At 62.6% G+C, this 14,923-nt stretch carries 12 protein-coding genes and 1 pseudogene; 3 read left to right on the top strand and 10 right to left on the bottom strand.

Translation table 11 applies throughout. From position 1 onward, the window contains the following. Positions 1-197 precede the first annotated feature (197 nt). The 7 genes from NIBR502773_RS26550 to NIBR502773_RS26520 all read right to left on the bottom strand — a co-directional run bounded on the left by NIBR502773_RS26550 (position 198) and on the right by NIBR502773_RS26520 (position 8,351). Positions 198-974: an ABC transporter ATP-binding protein gene (locus tag NIBR502773_RS26550; RefSeq protein WP_141157340.1), complete on the bottom strand. Its 777-nt coding sequence runs from the start codon at positions 972-974 to the stop codon at positions 198-200. 11 nt (positions 975-985) lie between these two features. Next, on the bottom strand, positions 986-1,825 hold the full coding sequence (locus NIBR502773_RS26545; RefSeq protein ID WP_065923972.1) for an ABC transporter ATP-binding protein: 840 nt from the start codon (positions 1,823-1,825) through the stop codon (positions 986-988). Positions 1,826-1,839: 14 nt separating this feature from the next. Beyond that, positions 1,840-2,757: an ABC transporter permease gene (locus tag NIBR502773_RS26540; RefSeq protein WP_027603510.1), complete on the bottom strand. Its 918-nt coding sequence runs from the start codon at positions 2,755-2,757 to the stop codon at positions 1,840-1,842. Between the two features lie 42 nt (positions 2,758-2,799). After that, positions 2,800-4,410: an ABC transporter substrate-binding protein gene (locus NIBR502773_RS26535; protein WP_141157339.1), complete on the bottom strand. Its 1,611-nt coding sequence runs from the start codon at positions 4,408-4,410 to the stop codon at positions 2,800-2,802. A 45-nt stretch (positions 4,411-4,455) separates the two neighbouring features. Then, complete coding sequence (locus NIBR502773_RS26530) at positions 4,456-5,493, bottom strand: ABC transporter permease (RefSeq protein WP_065923970.1); 1,038 nt, start codon at positions 5,491-5,493, stop codon at positions 4,456-4,458. Positions 5,494-5,513: 20 nt separating this feature from the next. Beyond that, a complete protein-coding gene (locus tag NIBR502773_RS26525; protein ID WP_141157338.1) occupies positions 5,514-7,124 on the bottom strand; it encodes an ABC transporter substrate-binding protein in 1,611 nt (536 codons plus the stop codon). A gap of 72 nt (positions 7,125-7,196) precedes the next feature. Further along, on the bottom strand, positions 7,197-8,351 hold the full coding sequence (locus NIBR502773_RS26520) for a mandelate racemase family protein (RefSeq protein ID WP_065923968.1): 1,155 nt from the start codon (positions 8,349-8,351) through the stop codon (positions 7,197-7,199). Positions 8,352-8,710: 359 nt separating this feature from the next. On the opposite strand from NIBR502773_RS26520, the gene NIBR502773_RS26515 reads away from it, so the two are divergent. After that, positions 8,711-9,436, top strand: a complete 726-nt coding sequence (locus tag NIBR502773_RS26515; RefSeq protein ID WP_065939666.1) for an oligogalacturonate-specific porin KdgM family protein — start codon at positions 8,711-8,713, stop codon at positions 9,434-9,436. A gap of 81 nt (positions 9,437-9,517) precedes the next feature. Beyond that, positions 9,518-10,350, top strand: a pseudogene (locus tag NIBR502773_RS26510) (NAD-dependent epimerase/dehydratase family protein). On the opposite strand, the gene NIBR502773_RS26505 reads toward NIBR502773_RS26510, so the two are convergent. Further along, positions 10,290-11,069, bottom strand: a complete 780-nt coding sequence (locus NIBR502773_RS26505; protein ID WP_065939665.1) for a FadR/GntR family transcriptional regulator — start codon at positions 11,067-11,069, stop codon at positions 10,290-10,292. The pseudogene NIBR502773_RS26510 and the gene NIBR502773_RS26505 overlap by 61 nt on opposite strands. 220 nt (positions 11,070-11,289) lie before the next feature. Between NIBR502773_RS26505 and NIBR502773_RS26500 the strand changes: the two genes are divergently transcribed. Further along, positions 11,290-12,153: a sensor domain-containing diguanylate cyclase gene (locus tag NIBR502773_RS26500; protein WP_141157880.1), complete on the top strand. Its 864-nt coding sequence runs from the start codon at positions 11,290-11,292 to the stop codon at positions 12,151-12,153. Between the two features lie 62 nt (positions 12,154-12,215). On the opposite strand, the gene NIBR502773_RS26495 is transcribed toward NIBR502773_RS26500, so the two are convergent. Together NIBR502773_RS26495 and NIBR502773_RS26490 are read right to left on the bottom strand one after the other, a co-directional pair. Continuing rightward, positions 12,216-13,664 (bottom strand): amidase, encoded by a 1,449-nt coding sequence (locus NIBR502773_RS26495; RefSeq protein ID WP_141157337.1) that lies wholly within the window; start codon positions 13,662-13,664, stop codon positions 12,216-12,218. Positions 13,665-13,680: 16 nt separating this feature from the next. Further along, on the bottom strand, positions 13,681-14,913 hold the full coding sequence (locus NIBR502773_RS26490; RefSeq protein ID WP_141157336.1) for an MFS transporter: 1,233 nt from the start codon (positions 14,911-14,913) through the stop codon (positions 13,681-13,683). Positions 14,914-14,923: the final 10 nt, after the last annotated feature.

The following is a 14,923-nucleotide window of genomic DNA, read 5'->3' as shown; positions in this document are numbered from 1 at the left end:
GTTCGCAAACCTCAAATCAAAAAATAAAGGGATACCTTAAGAGGTACGTCATCGTACAACTACAAATGATTGTTAGCTAGTCCTAAGTGCCTTTGTTCGCACCTTTAGATTTAATTCAATAAAAACAGCACATTAATCGCATTTCATAGTAATTAGCGTATTACCAATCAAGCATAGTCATACGACGACTAAAGAAATCAACCGACCCGCCGTCGTTCAGACTCCTGGCTGAAGTCACGGCTGGCCTGCACCAGCATGCGCGTGTAGTCGTGCACGGCCTGGTCCTGGCTCAAGGCCTGGCAGTCGAGCAATTCGACGATCCGGCCGTGCTGCATCACCGCCACCCGGTCGCACAAGTGAGTGACCACCCCCAGGTCATGGGTGACCAGCAGATAGGTGAGTTTCTCGCGCTGGCGCAGGTCCGCCAGCAAGTTGAGGATCTCGGCCTGGACCGACACATCCAGGGCCGAGGTCGGTTCATCCAGCAACAGCACGCGGGGCTCAAGGATCAACGCGCGCGCAATCGCCACCCGTTGGCGCTGCCCACCGGACAACTGATGGGGATAGCGAAAGCGGAAGCTGTCGTTGAGGCCGACCTTGAGCAGGATCTCCTTGATCCGGTCGTCCTTGTCCCCTACCCCGTGAATAATCAGCGGTTCGCGCAGGGCGGTGTCGATGGTGTGCCTGGGGTGCAGGGAGCCGTAGGGGTCCTGGAAGACCATCTGCACTTTGCGAAAGTGCTCCTTGGGAATCTTGTGCTGCAACGGCGCGCCGGCGATGCTCAGCTCGCCATTCCAATGCCGGTATTGCCCGGCCAGGCAGCGCAGCACGGTGGTCTTGCCCGAGCCGGACTCCCCCACCAGGCCGAACGATTCGCCGTCGGCGACACTCAGGCTCACATCGTGCAGCACCTGGTTGATGGCAGCGCCGGTGCCGAAACTCAGGTTCAAGGCGTGCGCTTGGATCATGGGCATGGTCAGGTTCCTTATTGAGTCAGCCAGAGTGGATCGCGCTTGAGCACCGGCAGGTGCACGCGACGGTTATCCATGCTCGGCAGCGCGGCCAGCAGGCCACGGGTGTAGGGATGCTCGGCGTATTGCAGGTCGCAGGCAGCCAGGGATTCGACCACGCGCCCGGCGTACATCACCAGCACGCGGTCACAGTAGTTGCGCACCAGGTTGAGGTCGTGACTGACAAAAATCAGCCCCATCTGCTGCTGGTCGACCAGTTCTTCCAGCACGTTGAGCACTTGCTGGCGCACCGAGACATCCAGCGCCGACGTAGGCTCATCGGCAATGATCACTTCCGGGCGGGTGATCACCATCATCGCGATCATGATGCGCTGGCCCATACCGCCGGACACCTCGTGGGGGTACAGGTTGTAGACCCGCTTCGGATCGCGGATATGCACCTGCTCGAGCATCTGCATGACTCGCTCGCGCGCATCACTGCGACTGGCCTTGTGGTGGGCCAGGTAGGCTTCGGCAATCTGGTCGCCCACCTTGACCACCGGGTTCAGCGAGTACTTGGGGTCTTGCATGATCATCGAGATGCGCTGGCCGCGAATCTTCTGCATCGCCTTTTCACTGGCCGAGAGCAGGTCGACCTCGCCAAACGCCATGGCCTTGGCGGTGATTCTGGCGCTGGGCGGATGCAGCTTGAGCAGGCTGCGCCCGACGGTGGACTTGCCTGAGCCGGACTCACCGACAATCGCCAGTTTCTCCCGACCCAAGGTAAAGGACACATCGCGCACGGCGTGGGTTTCTTTCTGGCCACTGACGAAGCGCACATTCAGCCCTTCGACATTCAGCTTGATGGCAGACATAAGGTGTTCTCCGATTATTCGCTGCGCGGATCAAGGATGTCCCGCAGGCCATCGCCCAACAGGTTGAAGGCCAGGCTGACCAACATGATCGCCGCCCCGGGAACCGCCACCAGCCACCAGCACTCGAGCATGTAGCGGCGCCCGGTGGAAATCATCGCACCCCACTCCGGCAACGGCGCCTGGGCACCCAGGCCGAGGAAGCCCAACGCGGCGGCGGTGAGGATGATCCCGGCCATGTTCATGGTCAGGCGGATGATCACCGAGGACAGGCACATCGGCACGATATGGCGCAGGATAATCCGCGCCGGCGACGCGCCTTGCAGTTCCACGGCGACGACAAAGTCGGCGTTGCGCAGGGACAGGGTTTCAGCCCGCGCGAGCCGCGCAATCGGTGGCCATGAGGTCAGGGCAATCGCCACCACCGCATGCTCCAGGCCAGGGCCCAGGGCGGCGATAAAGGCCAGCGCCAGGACCAGGCTGGGAAAGGAAATAAAGATATCGGTCAGGCGCATGAACACGGTGTCGACCGCCCCGCCGAAGTAGCCCGAGACGGTGCCGATAAACAGCCCGATGGGACCGACGATCACGGTTACCAGGGCAATGATGTACAGCGTGATCCGCGAGCCATAGACCAGCCGACTGAAAATATCCCGACCGTATTCGTCGGTGCCGAACCAGTGCGCCGAACCCGGCGCCTGCAAGGCTGTGGCAAGGTTTTGCGCGACCGGGTCATGGGTGGCGATCCATGGCGCAAAGGCCGCGACCACCACCAATAGCAACGCAACCAGCAGGCCCGCCAGGGTCATGGGGTTGCGCAACAGGTGACGCAGCACCCGCAGGCCGCTCTTGCAGAAGGCATCGAAGCTGGAGCCCGGCGAGCGATCCACCGGCCGCTTCGCCGCCGTGTCGATGGAAGACAGATTGGCATTCATAAGCATCTTCTCTGTGTGAATTCTGAAGGGCCGCAGCCCCACTCAACGCTGCTTGTAGACACCCAGGTAGCGGGTGGCCTCGGCATCGTCACCACTGAAACCCTTGACGTCGGCCGCGCTGACCACGGTGTCGGTCATCTGCGAGATCATCAGGATCGGCCCCACCTGCTGGTCATAGAGCGTCTGCGCCTGGTGATACAGGCTGACCCGCTGTGCCGAATCGCGCGTCACGCCCGCCTGGTCGATCAGGCTGTTGAGCTGCGGATTGAAGAATGAAGCGCGCCAGCCCTGGAAGTTCGGCAAGCCGGCGTCATCGCTGTTGTCGGGGTTGTAGGCGAAGGTGCGCAGGCTGAAATACGGATGGGGATAGCGCTCGGCGCCACGAGCCACGATGATCTCGAAATTGCGCGCGCGCATGGCGCCGTAGACCTGGTTGCCGGTGCCGGTGACGATGCTGGCCTTGATCCCGCCTTCGGCCAGGGTCGCTTGCAGGCGCGCGGCGATGTCAATGAACGGCGGCTCCGACAATGTACGAATGGTGGTGTTGAAACCGTCGGGGTAACCCGCCTCGGCCAGCAGCTTTTTCGCCTTGGCCACGTCCATGTGATAACCCGGATCCGGCAAGCGCGCTTCCAGCCCCAACTGCATCGGCTGCTGATTGAGCTTGCCGTAATACGGCATCACCTGTTCATCCAGACCCTTGTAGTCGATCAGGTTGCGCACGGCTTCACGCACCTGAGTCTTGGCAAACTCGGGTTGCTTCATGCTCATCGCCACGTAGTACATGGTGCCGCGCGGCAATGACTGCACCTGGATCTTGTCCGAGCCGTCGATGGCGCGAATGTCCGGTGCCGCCATGCCGTAGGCCAGGTCGAGGTCGCCGCGTTCGAGCATCAGGCGCAAGGATTGGGATTCGGTCATATGCCGCACCACCACGCGCTTGAGCTTGGCCGCGCCGCCCCAGTAGCCGTCGAAACGGGTCAGCAGCAGCGAATCGTTGGCGCTCCACTTGGTCAGCACGAAGGGGCCACTGCCGGCCTCGTTGGTCACCAGCCAGCCGGCGCCGAGGTCGCCGTTTTTCTCATGGGCCAGGGCCGTCTTGCGGTCCACTACCACAGCGCTCGGCGAGATCGCCAGGGAGTCCACCAGCAGCAGCGGGTCCATGGTCTGCGGCAGGTCGATGACCAGGGTGTGGGCGTCCGTGGCGCGGATCAGCGATTGGATATTCTCGACGCTGTAGCCGTAGGCCTTCCAGGTGGTGGCCAGGCCGAAATTGAGCTTCATCACCCGGTACAGCGACCACGCCACGTCCTCGGCGGTCAGCGGGTTGCCCGAATGGAATTTCACATCCTGGCGCAGGTGAAAGGTCACCTGCTTGCCGTCTTCGCTGATGTCCCAGCGTTCGGCCAATTGCGGCAGGTGTTTTTCCGGGTTGCCCCGGTCGCGCTTGATCAGCGTGTCGTAGAGGTTGGCGTTGACGCCGGAGGCATCCAGGCCAGGCGCATTGGCCGGGTCGATGGAGAACAGGTTGACCATGCTCATGCCGACGATCAATTGATCGGCGGGGGTCTTGGCGCTGGCCGTTGTCATCGGCCCAAGGGCGAGCATCGCCGTTAACAGGCCAAGGTGCAGTGTTGAAAATACCGTCTTCATGCAAAATTCCTTCTTTTTATAGTTTTATCGGTACGGCGCAGTGCGTTAACGGGTACGGGGGTCGAACACCTTGTACAAGGCGTCGCTGATCAGGTTGAGCGCAACGAAAATCAAGCCGATCACCAACACGCAGCCCATCACCGCGTTCATGTCGCCGAGCATCAGGCTGCTGGTCAGGTACTGGCCGAACCCCGGCCAGGCAAACACGGTTTCGATCAGCACCGCGCCCTCCAGCAACGAGCCGTAGGCCAGCGCAACCACCGTCAGCAACTGCACGAGGATGTTGCGAAACGCATGCCCCCACACCACCTGGCGACGGGAAAGACCCTTGACCCGCGCGGTGATGATGTACTCCTGGGACAGCTGCTCGAGCATGAAGCTGCGGGTCATGCGGCTGATATACGCCACCGAGTTCAGACCCAGGATCAGCGCCGGCAACACGATGTGGCGCAGGGCGCTGGCAAAGGCCTCCCAGTCACGTGCCAGGGTCGAGTCGATCAGCAGCAGGCCGGTGACCTCGGGCACCATGCCGTCATAGGCCAGGTCGATGCGCCCCGCTCCACCGGCCCAGCCGAGCCAGGCGTAGAACACCAGCAACCCCATCATGCCCAGCCAGAAAATCGGCGTGGAGTAGCCGAACAAGGTGATCACCCGCGCCACGTGATCGCCGAGCCGCCCCTGGTTGCTGGCGGCACAGACGCCCAGGGGCAAACCGATCAGCACGCCGAACAGGATCGCCAGGGTGGCCAGTTCGATCGTCGCGGGGAATACCCGCAGGATGTCGTCCAGTACCGGGTGGCCGGTCAACAGCGCATTGCCGAAGTCACCGTGGAGCAGGTCATTGAGGTAAAGACCGAATTGGGTCCAGATCGGCTTGTCCAGGCCCATCGACCGGTACACCTGATCGTAGGTGGAACTGTCGGCATCCGGCCCGACGACCGCCAGCACGGGGTCGAGCGGCATGACCCGGCCGATGATGAACGTCAGGGCCAGCAGGCCGAGCAAGGTCACCAGCACCGTACCCGCACGCCGGGCCGTGTTGGACGCGCGAGCGCCCATGACAGAGGCAGTCATAACAAACATAGTGAGCTCCTGATAATCGGTCAGCGCTTCTTGTAGACGTCTTTGTAGCGCGTGGTCGCGGCGGTATGGCCCTGGAAGTCGGCCACGTCTTCGTACACCACCACGGTGTCGGTCATTTGCGAGACCGGCAAAATGGCCCCGACCTGCCGGTCGACCTGCTCCTGAATGTCGCGGTACTGGGCCAGTTGCTTGCCTGTGTCAGGCTCGACTTCCGCGCGCTCGATCAGCTGGTTCAGCTCAGGGCTGTAGAAGGATGTGCGCCAGCCCTGGAAATTGGTGAGCTTGGCCTCATCGCGGTTATCCGGGTTGTACACCAGCGTACGCAGGCTGGAGTGCGGATGCCGTTCCGCCCCGCCACCGCCGCGGCCGACGATGATGTCGAAGCTGCGCTCACGCATTGCGCCGTAGATCTGGTTGCCCGTGCCGGTGATGATGCTGGCGTCGATACCGGCCTGGGCCAGGGTCGACTGCAGGTTGGAGGCAATGTTGATAAACGGCGGTTCGGCGAGCACGCGAATGGTGGTCTTGAAACCGTTCGGGTAACCGGCCTCGGCCAGCCAGGCCTTGGCCTGCTCGACGTTGAGCGTGTAGCCGGGATCCGGCAGGCGCGCGGCCAGGCCCAGGGGCAGCGGCCGTTGGTTGATCACGCCGTAATGGGGCATGACGGTCTGGTTGATGCCCTGGTAATCGATCAGCGCACGCACGGCCTTGCGCACGCGCGCGTCGGCGAACATCGGCTGCTTCACACTCAGGGCGACGTAGTACAGGGTGCCGCGCTGCAAGGTCTGGGTGCGGACCTTGGCGCTTTTCTGCAGGGCTTCGATGTCCGGCGCAGACATGCCTTTGGCGATGTCCAGGTCGCCGCGCTCGATCATCAGGCGCAACGACTGCGACTCGGTCATGTTGCGCATGACGATGCGCTTGAGCTTGGCCGGGCCGCCCCAGTACCCGTCGAAACGGCTCATCAGGATCACGTCGTTGGCGCGCCAGTCATTGAGCACGAACGCACCGCTGCCGGCGGCGTGAGTCACCAGCCAGGCGGCGCCCATGTCGTTGTTCTTCTGGTGTTCGAGGACTTTCTTGCGATCGAGGACAAAGGCGCTCGGCGAGGTCGCCAGGGTGTTGAGCACCAGCAGCGGGTCGGTGGGCCGGGGCAGCTCGATCACAAAGGTCGAGGCATCCGTGGCACGCATGTAGCGCTCGACGTTCTCGGCGGTAAAGCCGTAGGCCTTCCAGGTGGAGGCCAGTGCGAGGTTGAGCTTGAGCACGCGCTGCAACGACCAGGCAACGTCTTCGGCACTCAGGTCATTGCCGGACTGGAACTTCACGCCGGTGCGCAGCTTGAAGGTCAGGGTCTTGCGGTCATCACTGACCTGCCAGCGCTCGGCCAGCGCCGGCACCAGGCGATCCGGCTGGGCAACGTCCTGCACCAGCAACATGTCATAGAGATTGGCGTTGATCTCCGACACGTCCAGGCCGGTGGCCGCCGCCGGGTCAAGGGACAGCAGGTTGATCATGCTCATGCCGACAATCAACTGATCAGCCGGCGTTTTGGCAAAGCTTGCAGGTACAGCGGTAACGGCCAGGGCGGCGACGAATACCCGCGCCCACAGCGAAGGGAAAATGCTCATAACAAGAGTGCCTTTTTTATATTTATAGGGCTCTTGATCAGCCCGACGGATGCCGGGCTGACCCTGTACACGTCAGAAGCTTTTAAGCGTATTGGTCTCGATGAAGTTGAAATCGATGTCTTCACCCAGGCCCGGCAAGTCGGACAGGTGCACAAAACCGTCGCTGTCCATCGGGTCTACCAGACGCTTGAGGTAGGCCGGTACTTCGTCGTAATCCAGGTACGGGTGCAACAGGCCACGCTCATACCAGGTGCAGTTCTTGATCGCGCCGACCACGGCAAGGTTGGCCGCACCGTTGCCATGAATCTCGCAATCCATGCCGAAGGATTCAGCCAGGTGCGCAACCTTCAGGCACGGCGCAATGCCGCCGACGCCCGCCACACCGGCGCGCAAGATATCGCACACATCGTGCTTGACCCAACTGGCGCGGCTCAGGTGTTTGCCGGACAGGGTTTCCGGGCCCAGCACCGGAATGTCCAATTGCCCCGCCAGCCAGGCATAGGACTCGGCGGACTCTTCCATCATCGGCTCTTCGAACCAGGCGAAGTCGAGCTTCTCCAGCTCACGCCCGATGTACAGCGCTTCGGTGCGGCTGTACCAGTGATAACCGTCGAGCATCAGGGCGATGTCCGGGCCAACCGCTTCGCGTACCGCCGCACAAGCCTGGACGTCGATGCGCGGGCTCGGGGCGAAGGACACCGGCGGCATCCAGGTGTGCAGCTTGATAGCCTTGTAGCCGCGCTGCACCAGGGTCTCGGCAAAACGCCCGTAGTCTTCCGGGGTCGCCAGGCCTCCGGGCAGTTCGTCGCCACACATGGTGGAGCCGTAGGCCGGCACCTTGTCGCGGAAACCGCCAATCAACTTGTGCACCGGCACACCCAGTTTGCGCCCGGCCCAATCCCACAGGGCCTGCTCCACCAGCGCCAGGGCGCGGTCGGTCAACTGGCTGGCACTGCCGCGCTGCCAGTGCGCGAGGTCGTGCCAGATCTTTTCGCGATCGAAAGCGTTCTGCCCCACCAGCACTTTGCGCACGAAACCATCCAGTACATACGGGCGGATCAGTTCAGGGGCGCCGAAGGCATAACCCTCCTGGCCGTCTTCGGTCTGGATGCGCAGCAAAGCCATCTGCGCCTGGGTGACATCACCGGGGTGCGCATGGCCGGCACTGTCCACTGCGCGGCGGGTCGGGTAGGAAAACACCTGGACGTTGACTGCTGTGATTCTCATGGACGTCGTAAGCCTTCTTATTGGATTTGTGACGGGAGTGTCGTCTGTTGCGACCGATCATAGGTCATCGTACAACACTTGAAAAGACCCAATAACCCGCCCCTCTCCTGCATGTATTTTCAGTAAATCCCGACAAAACCCTTATTTTTAAAGACAACCAAGGAATAACCTGGATTGCTTTAAAGCCCTATTCACTGGGCACATATATTTCAAGATGTTTCAAAACCACCGATAACCCGTAGACGAGTCATCTTGTCGTACGATAACGTATATCTGCACCTTAGATGAGAGCCATACGCAACAACCCACTGCCGTAGCAACCGTCAAACGACCCTAACAAAAACAAAAAAGAAGACCGTATGAACACCACCCTACGCACGCTCGTTACTGCCCTGACCCTCGGCCTGCCGCTGTATGTCAGCGCTGACTCTGCCAGCATCAACTACCGCCACCAGTTCACCGAGGAGGACAGCGCCCACGCTGACCGAATCAAGCTCAACTACCGCCTGGACAGTGGCCTGGGATTTGAAGCGGAAATGAAATACCGCACCGCCGGCGACCGTGAAGACGTCGCCTACGACAACATGGTCAACAACGGGCACGAGTTCACCGTGAGCTACAACTACAAACTCAGCGCGCAATCGACGTTGACCCCGGCGTTCCAGATGGACAGCTCGAAAGACTCGACCACCTACAAGTTCGGCCTCAAGTACAACTACAAGATCAACGACGCCTTCTACGCCGCCACGCGCTATCGCCTGGACGCCAAGAAGCTGGACCGCGACCAGGTCGACGAGGACTTGCCCGACCACATCAAGGATGACCAGACCACCCATCGTTTCGAGGGCTGGCTCGGCTACACGCCGGCCAGTAAGTGGGCGTACGAATATCAGTTCATCTACTTCAAGACTGACTACATCCGCTACGACAACAAGAAAAGCGATTACGAACAGAACCTGATCGTCAAATACAAGCTCACCAAGGAATGGGCCCCGTTCATGGAGATTGGTGATGTGAAGGTCAACGCCACGTCCGAAGACCGCCAGGCGCGGTGGCGCCTGGGCATCCAGTACAACTTCATGTAAAGCCCCCACGACTTGCCTGGCGAGTGCGCATCGCTCGACAGGCAAGCCACCTGCATCCAGCGTTCAATGGAAGACCTGACCATGACCACACCCCCCAAACCCTTCACGCGCATCTTGCTCACCGGCGCCGCCGGCGGCCTGGGGCAAATCCTGCGGAACACCTTGCAGGCCCATGCCGACATCGTCCGCGCTTCGGACATCAGCCCCATGGCCCCAGCCGTGGTGAGCGTGACGAAGTGATCACCTGCAACCTGGCCGACAAGGCTGCCGTTGCGGCGTTGGTCACCGGCGTCGACGCCATCGTTCACCTGGGCGGGATTTCCGTGGAGCGGCCATTCGAGGAGATTCTCGACGCCAATATTCGCGGCACATTCCACATTTATGAGGCGGCGCGACAGCAGGGGGTCAAGCGGATTGTGTTTGCCAGCTCCAACCACGTCACCGGCTTCTATCCCCAGGACGTTGAACTGGACGTGCACTCACCACGCCGTCCGGATGGCTACTACGCGCTCTCCAAGGCCTACGGCGAAGACCTGGCGGCGTTCTACTTTCACCGCTATGGGATTGAAACCGTGAGCTTGCGCATCGGCTCGTCGTTCCCCGAGCCGCGCAACCGGCGGATGCTGTCGACCTGGCTGAGTTACGCCGACCTGGACCATCTGGTGGCGCGCGCCCTGCTGGCCAAGGATGTGGGACACAGTGTGGTGTATGGCGTCTCGGCCAATCGGGATCGCTGGTGGAGCACCCGGCACACCGAGCACCTGGGCTTTGCGCCCAAGGACAGTTCGGAAGCGTTTCGCGCCAAGGTCGAGCAGCAATCGCCAGCGCCGGCCGATGAACCGGGCAGCCGGCTTCAGGGCGGCGCGTTCACCGCGGCCGGGCCGTTCGACAACTCGGCGGCGGCAGCTTCATAGGCCCGGCGCATGCGCTCGCGGCTGTTGGACAGGTGCAGGCGCATCGCCGCCCGAGCCGCATCGGCGTCACGGCGCAGGATGGCTTTGTAGATGTCCTCATGCTCACGACTCAAGCGCTCCAGGAAGGGCTCCTTGTTATCGTTGGCCAGGCGTTTGGAGTGCAGGCGTGTACGCGGCAGGATGTTGAGCCCCAGGTGCAACATGATGTCGGTGAAATAGCGATTGCCCGTGGCCAGCGCGATCTGCTGATGGAACTGAAAGTCTGCCGACACCGCGTAGTCGGCACTCACCGCCCGTGAGTTGAGCGCATCCAGCGAGTCGCGCATCACCTGCAATTGCTCGTCGGTCCGCCCCACGCACGCCAGGCCGGCAGCCTCCACCTCCAGGCTGATGCGCAATTCCAGCACGGCCAGCACATCCTGCAAGGTCACGATGCTGTCCGGGTCGATGCGAAACCCGCTGGGGCTCGGGATATCCTTCACAAAGGTGCCGACGCCGTGCCGGGTTTCCACCAGGCCCGAGGCCTGCAGGCGCGAAATGGCCTCGCGCACCACCGTGCGGCTCACCCCATGTTCGGCCATCACTTCGGATTCGGTGGGCAGCTTGGTGGCACGCGGCAGCTCACCGGAACAGATGCGCCGGGAAAGCTCGGTGACCAGTTCTTCGGCCAGGCTGCGGTGCCGGCGGCGAACGGTGGGCTGGACGTTCGGGTTGTCCATCAAGAACGGGTATCTCGGTTGGCGGAGGAACGCGCATCATAGCGCATTCGGTTGTACGACAACCCTCCCTGTGGCTCCCAGCGCCACCCCCTAAGCGAAAAGCCTCTGCCAAGCCGCTCTCAGCGGCTGCCGAGCGGACTAAAAATGTGCAGGATTGCTCGACGCCCCTGCTCATGATCGGGCTATGATCGACCGATATGAACCGGACGCCCGATACCCCATGCCCGTTGACCTGCAAGCGCTGTACCCGAAACTGATCCACCTGATGCTGGATACGGTATTTGTCGTCGACGGCGACAGCCAGATTGTCTTCGTCAGCGATGGCTGCGAGGCCCTGCTCGGCTACCGGGCCGACGAACTGGTCGGCACCCTGATCACCCACTACATGCACCCGGAAGACCTGGCGCGCACCCGAGCCTCGATTGTGCGGGTCATGAATGGCCACTCCCATGTCGACTTTCGCAACCGCTATCTACGCAAGGATGGCAGTGTGGTGCACATCCTGTGGGCGGCCTTCTGGTCCAAAGAGGTGGGCGCGCGCATCGGCGTCGCACGGGACGTGACGGCGCTCACCCAGGCCGAAGAAGAACTGCGCTTCCTTGCCCACCATGATCCGCTGACGGGCCTGACCAACCGCTCACTGTTCAATGATCGGCTGGACCAGGCCCTGCACAGTGCCCAGTCCCACAACCGCGGCCTGGCATTGCTGTTCCTGGACATCAATGACTTCAAGGGCATCAACGATGTGCATGGCCATGCCATGGGCGATCGCGTGCTGTGTGCGATTGCCCGACGCCTGGAACGCTGCGTACTCGACAGCGACCTGGTGGCGCGGATGGGCGGTGATGAGTTCACGGTGCTGTTGACCGACATCCCGTCGCGGGAGGCTATTTCTGTCAGGGTGGTGCAGATACTCGCGGCCATGGCCGAGCCGCTGGGGCCCGAGTTTGGTGGGATGAAGATGCCGTCCTGCAGCATCGGCGTGGCGGTTTATCCCCAGGACGGAGAGGATGCCGACACCCTGCTCAGCCATGCGGACGGTGATATGTACCGGATAAAAAGGCAGCGATTCGCGGCTGAGTGACCAGAAGGCGTTTTGCATCAGGCAGGTCGTTCCACCCGCCCGATGCAGAAGCGCTCAGAGGCTCACAACCGACAGGCATTGACCGGCGGAACCCGGCCGCGCCAGGGCTGGGCCCGCTCCAGTTGCCCCGCAAGGGCCAGCAGGGTACTTTCTTCGCCAAAGCGAGCGGCGAAGTGGGCGCCCATCGGCAGGCCGGCAGCGCTCCAGTGCAACGGCACCGACATTGCCGGTTGCCCGCTGGCATTGAACAGCGCCGTGAATGGCGAGTAGCTGTGGAAGCGTTCGATCAGTTCCTCCAGGCTCAAGCGGTCGTCTTGCAGGTCCAGCTCCCCGATCGGCACCGGCTCGCGGGCCAGGGTCGGCGTGAGGATCAGGTCGTAATCCTGCATGAACACCGCCAACTGCCGGCCCAAGGCATGAATCCATTCCACGGCACCGGCGTACTGCGCACCGCTGACAGCCCCTTTGCAGCGCAAGATAATGCGGGTGCGGGCTTCCAGCTCCTCGGGCTGCACGGCGGAACCGCGCATCTGCCCCAACACATCGACATAGTGACGCGTGCTTGCACCGATGATGGTGAAGACCTGATCGAGAAACGCCGGCAGCGCCACCGGCAAGCTGACCGGTTCAACGCGGTGGCCCAGGGATTCGCACAACCTGGCGGCCTGGCGTACGGCTTGCACACTTTCGCCGGAGGTCGGCCAAGGCCCGAGCTGCTCGACCAGGGCGATCCGCAGCGGCCGAGGGTCCTGCTGCAGCGCGGTGACATAGGGCTGCGCCTGCAGCGGCGCTGCATAAGGTGCGCCCAGGTCGATCCCGGCCGTGGCATCCAGCAGCGCAGCGCTGTCACGTACCGACAAGGTAATCGCATGGGGGCTGCCCATGCCGGCCCAGCCCTCGCCGATCATCGGCCCGGAAGGCAACAGCCCACGGCTGGGCTTGAGGCCGAACACCCCACAGCAGGACGCCGGCACACGCAAGGAACCGCCGCCATCGTTGCCATGGGCAAACGGTACGACGCGCGCCGCCACCAAGGCTGCCGCGCCGCCGCTGGAACCGCCGGCACTGTGGCCGATATTCCAGGGGTTACGCGTGGCGCCAAAGCGGTTGGACTCGGTGGAATACGAGGTGCCGAATTCGGGTGAGGTGCTGGTACCGACAATCACGCACCCGGCACGGCGGATACGGCTTACGTGTTCGGCTTCAACGTCAGCGCGAGCGCCTCCCAACGCCTGCGAGCCATTGGTCATCGCCGCGCCGTTGACCGGCGAAAACAGGTCCTTGATCAAGGTCGGTACCCCGGCAAACACACCGTGACCGGGGCGCGACGCGCGTACCGACTGGCGGGCCGAATCGTAAAGCCGCTCGGCCACCGCATTCAGCTGCGGTTCGACCCGTTCGATACGCTCGATCACCGCTTCCAGCAGCTCGCCGGGCTGCACCTCACCGCGCCTGACCCATTCGGCCAAACCGGTGGCGTCTTCGCTGTCCAGCAGGTTGTGGATGTCCATGCTTATCTCCTCTTGATTACGAATGACTTGATCCGAATGCCTGGGTCAACGCTTTGCGCCGTGCTTGCAGGCCTGCCAGTGCCCAGGCCAGGGCCGAGGCAAAACTGGCGCAGGCCAGCCACAGGATTGAACGACGCACGTCACCCGAGTAAACGCTGAGCACGGCCACCACCAGCGGGCTGACAAATTGACCGAAATACAGAAACGCCGTGAACCCACCCAAGCCGCGCCCGCGGGTTTTCGCGCTCAGGGCATTCATCACCGGCGCCATCGCGTTGGGCACCAGCAGCCCGGCGCCCAGGCCATGGATCAGCACGGCCACCAGCACCATGCTGTAGCTCGGTGCGCGCATCAGCAGCCACAACCCCAAGCCCAGCAGGCTCAGCAACAGCGCATTGCAACCGGGGATACCGATGCGCCGGCGCAGCAGCGGCCAGGCTAACGAACCGCCCAGGGTCGCCAGCAGACTGCCTCCCGCCGAGAGCCCGATCATCGTGCTTGAAGTAACGCCGAGGCTGACGAGTAAAACCGGCGCCTGGATCGGCACGATAAAACTCAGCACCATCCCACTGAGGATCAGCAGATAACCGAGCACCAACGGCAGCACGGCCACCCTGCCCTGTTCAGCCACCTCGACGGGCTGGCGGGCGGCTGCGGGTTCCCACAGCACCTTGATCATCATCGGCACCAACAGCAGTGGCAGCAGGTACAGCAGGAATGGCAGGCGCCAGGAGTGTTCGCCCAACGCGCCGCCCACGACATAGAACAGCGAGCCGACCAAACCGATGGTGACCACTTGCCGATTGATGTAGCGCAGCCGTTCCTCGCCGTGCCAATAGTCGGCAATCAGCGTCGCGCAACAGGTCATCACCGCCGCCTCCGCCGCGCCGAACAGCAGGCGTACACCGACGATGGCGGGCAAGTTATCCAGCAGCGCCGGGATGGCCCCGAGCACGGCATACAACAGCGTGGCGATCACCAGCAACGCCTTGCGCCCGACCCGGTCGGCCAACCAGCCGGCCAGGGGCGCGCACAGCGCAATCGCAAGTGCCGGCCCGGTGACCGCCAAGGGCACCAGCAGGTCGGCGCGCGGTTCCAGCGCACCGAACTCGGCGCCCAGCTTGGGCAGGATCGGCGCGACCATGGCCGCGCCCATGATGGTCAGGCTGCTGCCCAGCATCAGCACCAGCCCTTCACGGCGCCCGGTGGCTTGCCGCGGCGAGGGGGAATCGGAATGTGATGAGTTCATGGCCAGCCCC

This window comes from Pseudomonas sp. NIBRBAC000502773, assembly GCF_006517195.1.
Classification (GTDB): Bacteria; Pseudomonadota; Gammaproteobacteria; order Pseudomonadales; family Pseudomonadaceae; genus Aquipseudomonas; species Aquipseudomonas marginalis.
The sequence above is the reverse complement of the archived record's forward strand: the minus strand, read 5'-3'. Positions and strand labels throughout refer to the sequence as shown.

Excerpts from the sequence above, each read along its gene's own strand:
- NIBR502773_RS26550 (WP_141157340.1), bottom strand. The coding sequence starts at position 974 with ATGCCCATGATCCAAGCGCACGCCTTGAACCTGAGTTTCGGCACCGGC.
- NIBR502773_RS26545 (WP_065923972.1), bottom strand. The coding sequence starts at position 1,825 with ATGTCTGCCATCAAGCTGAATGTCGAAGGGCTGAATGTGCGCTTCGTC.
- NIBR502773_RS26540 (WP_027603510.1), bottom strand. The coding sequence starts at position 2,757 with ATGAATGCCAATCTGTCTTCCATCGACACGGCGGCGAAGCGGCCGGTG.
- NIBR502773_RS26535 (WP_141157339.1), bottom strand. The coding sequence starts at position 4,410 with ATGAAGACGGTATTTTCAACACTGCACCTTGGCCTGTTAACGGCGATG.
- NIBR502773_RS26530 (WP_065923970.1), bottom strand. The coding sequence starts at position 5,493 with ATGTTTGTTATGACTGCCTCTGTCATGGGCGCTCGCGCGTCCAACACG.
- NIBR502773_RS26525 (WP_141157338.1), bottom strand. The coding sequence starts at position 7,124 with ATGAGCATTTTCCCTTCGCTGTGGGCGCGGGTATTCGTCGCCGCCCTG.
- NIBR502773_RS26520 (WP_065923968.1), bottom strand. The coding sequence starts at position 8,351 with ATGAGAATCACAGCAGTCAACGTCCAGGTGTTTTCCTACCCGACCCGC.
- NIBR502773_RS26515 (WP_065939666.1), top strand. The coding sequence starts at position 8,711 with ATGAACACCACCCTACGCACGCTCGTTACTGCCCTGACCCTCGGCCTG.
- NIBR502773_RS26505 (WP_065939665.1), bottom strand. The coding sequence starts at position 11,069 with ATGGACAACCCGAACGTCCAGCCCACCGTTCGCCGCCGGCACCGCAGC.
- NIBR502773_RS26500 (WP_141157880.1), top strand. The coding sequence starts at position 11,290 with ATGCCCGTTGACCTGCAAGCGCTGTACCCGAAACTGATCCACCTGATG.
- NIBR502773_RS26495 (WP_141157337.1), bottom strand. The coding sequence starts at position 13,664 with ATGGACATCCACAACCTGCTGGACAGCGAAGACGCCACCGGTTTGGCC.
- NIBR502773_RS26490 (WP_141157336.1), bottom strand. The coding sequence starts at position 14,913 with ATGAACTCATCACATTCCGATTCCCCCTCGCCGCGGCAAGCCACCGGG.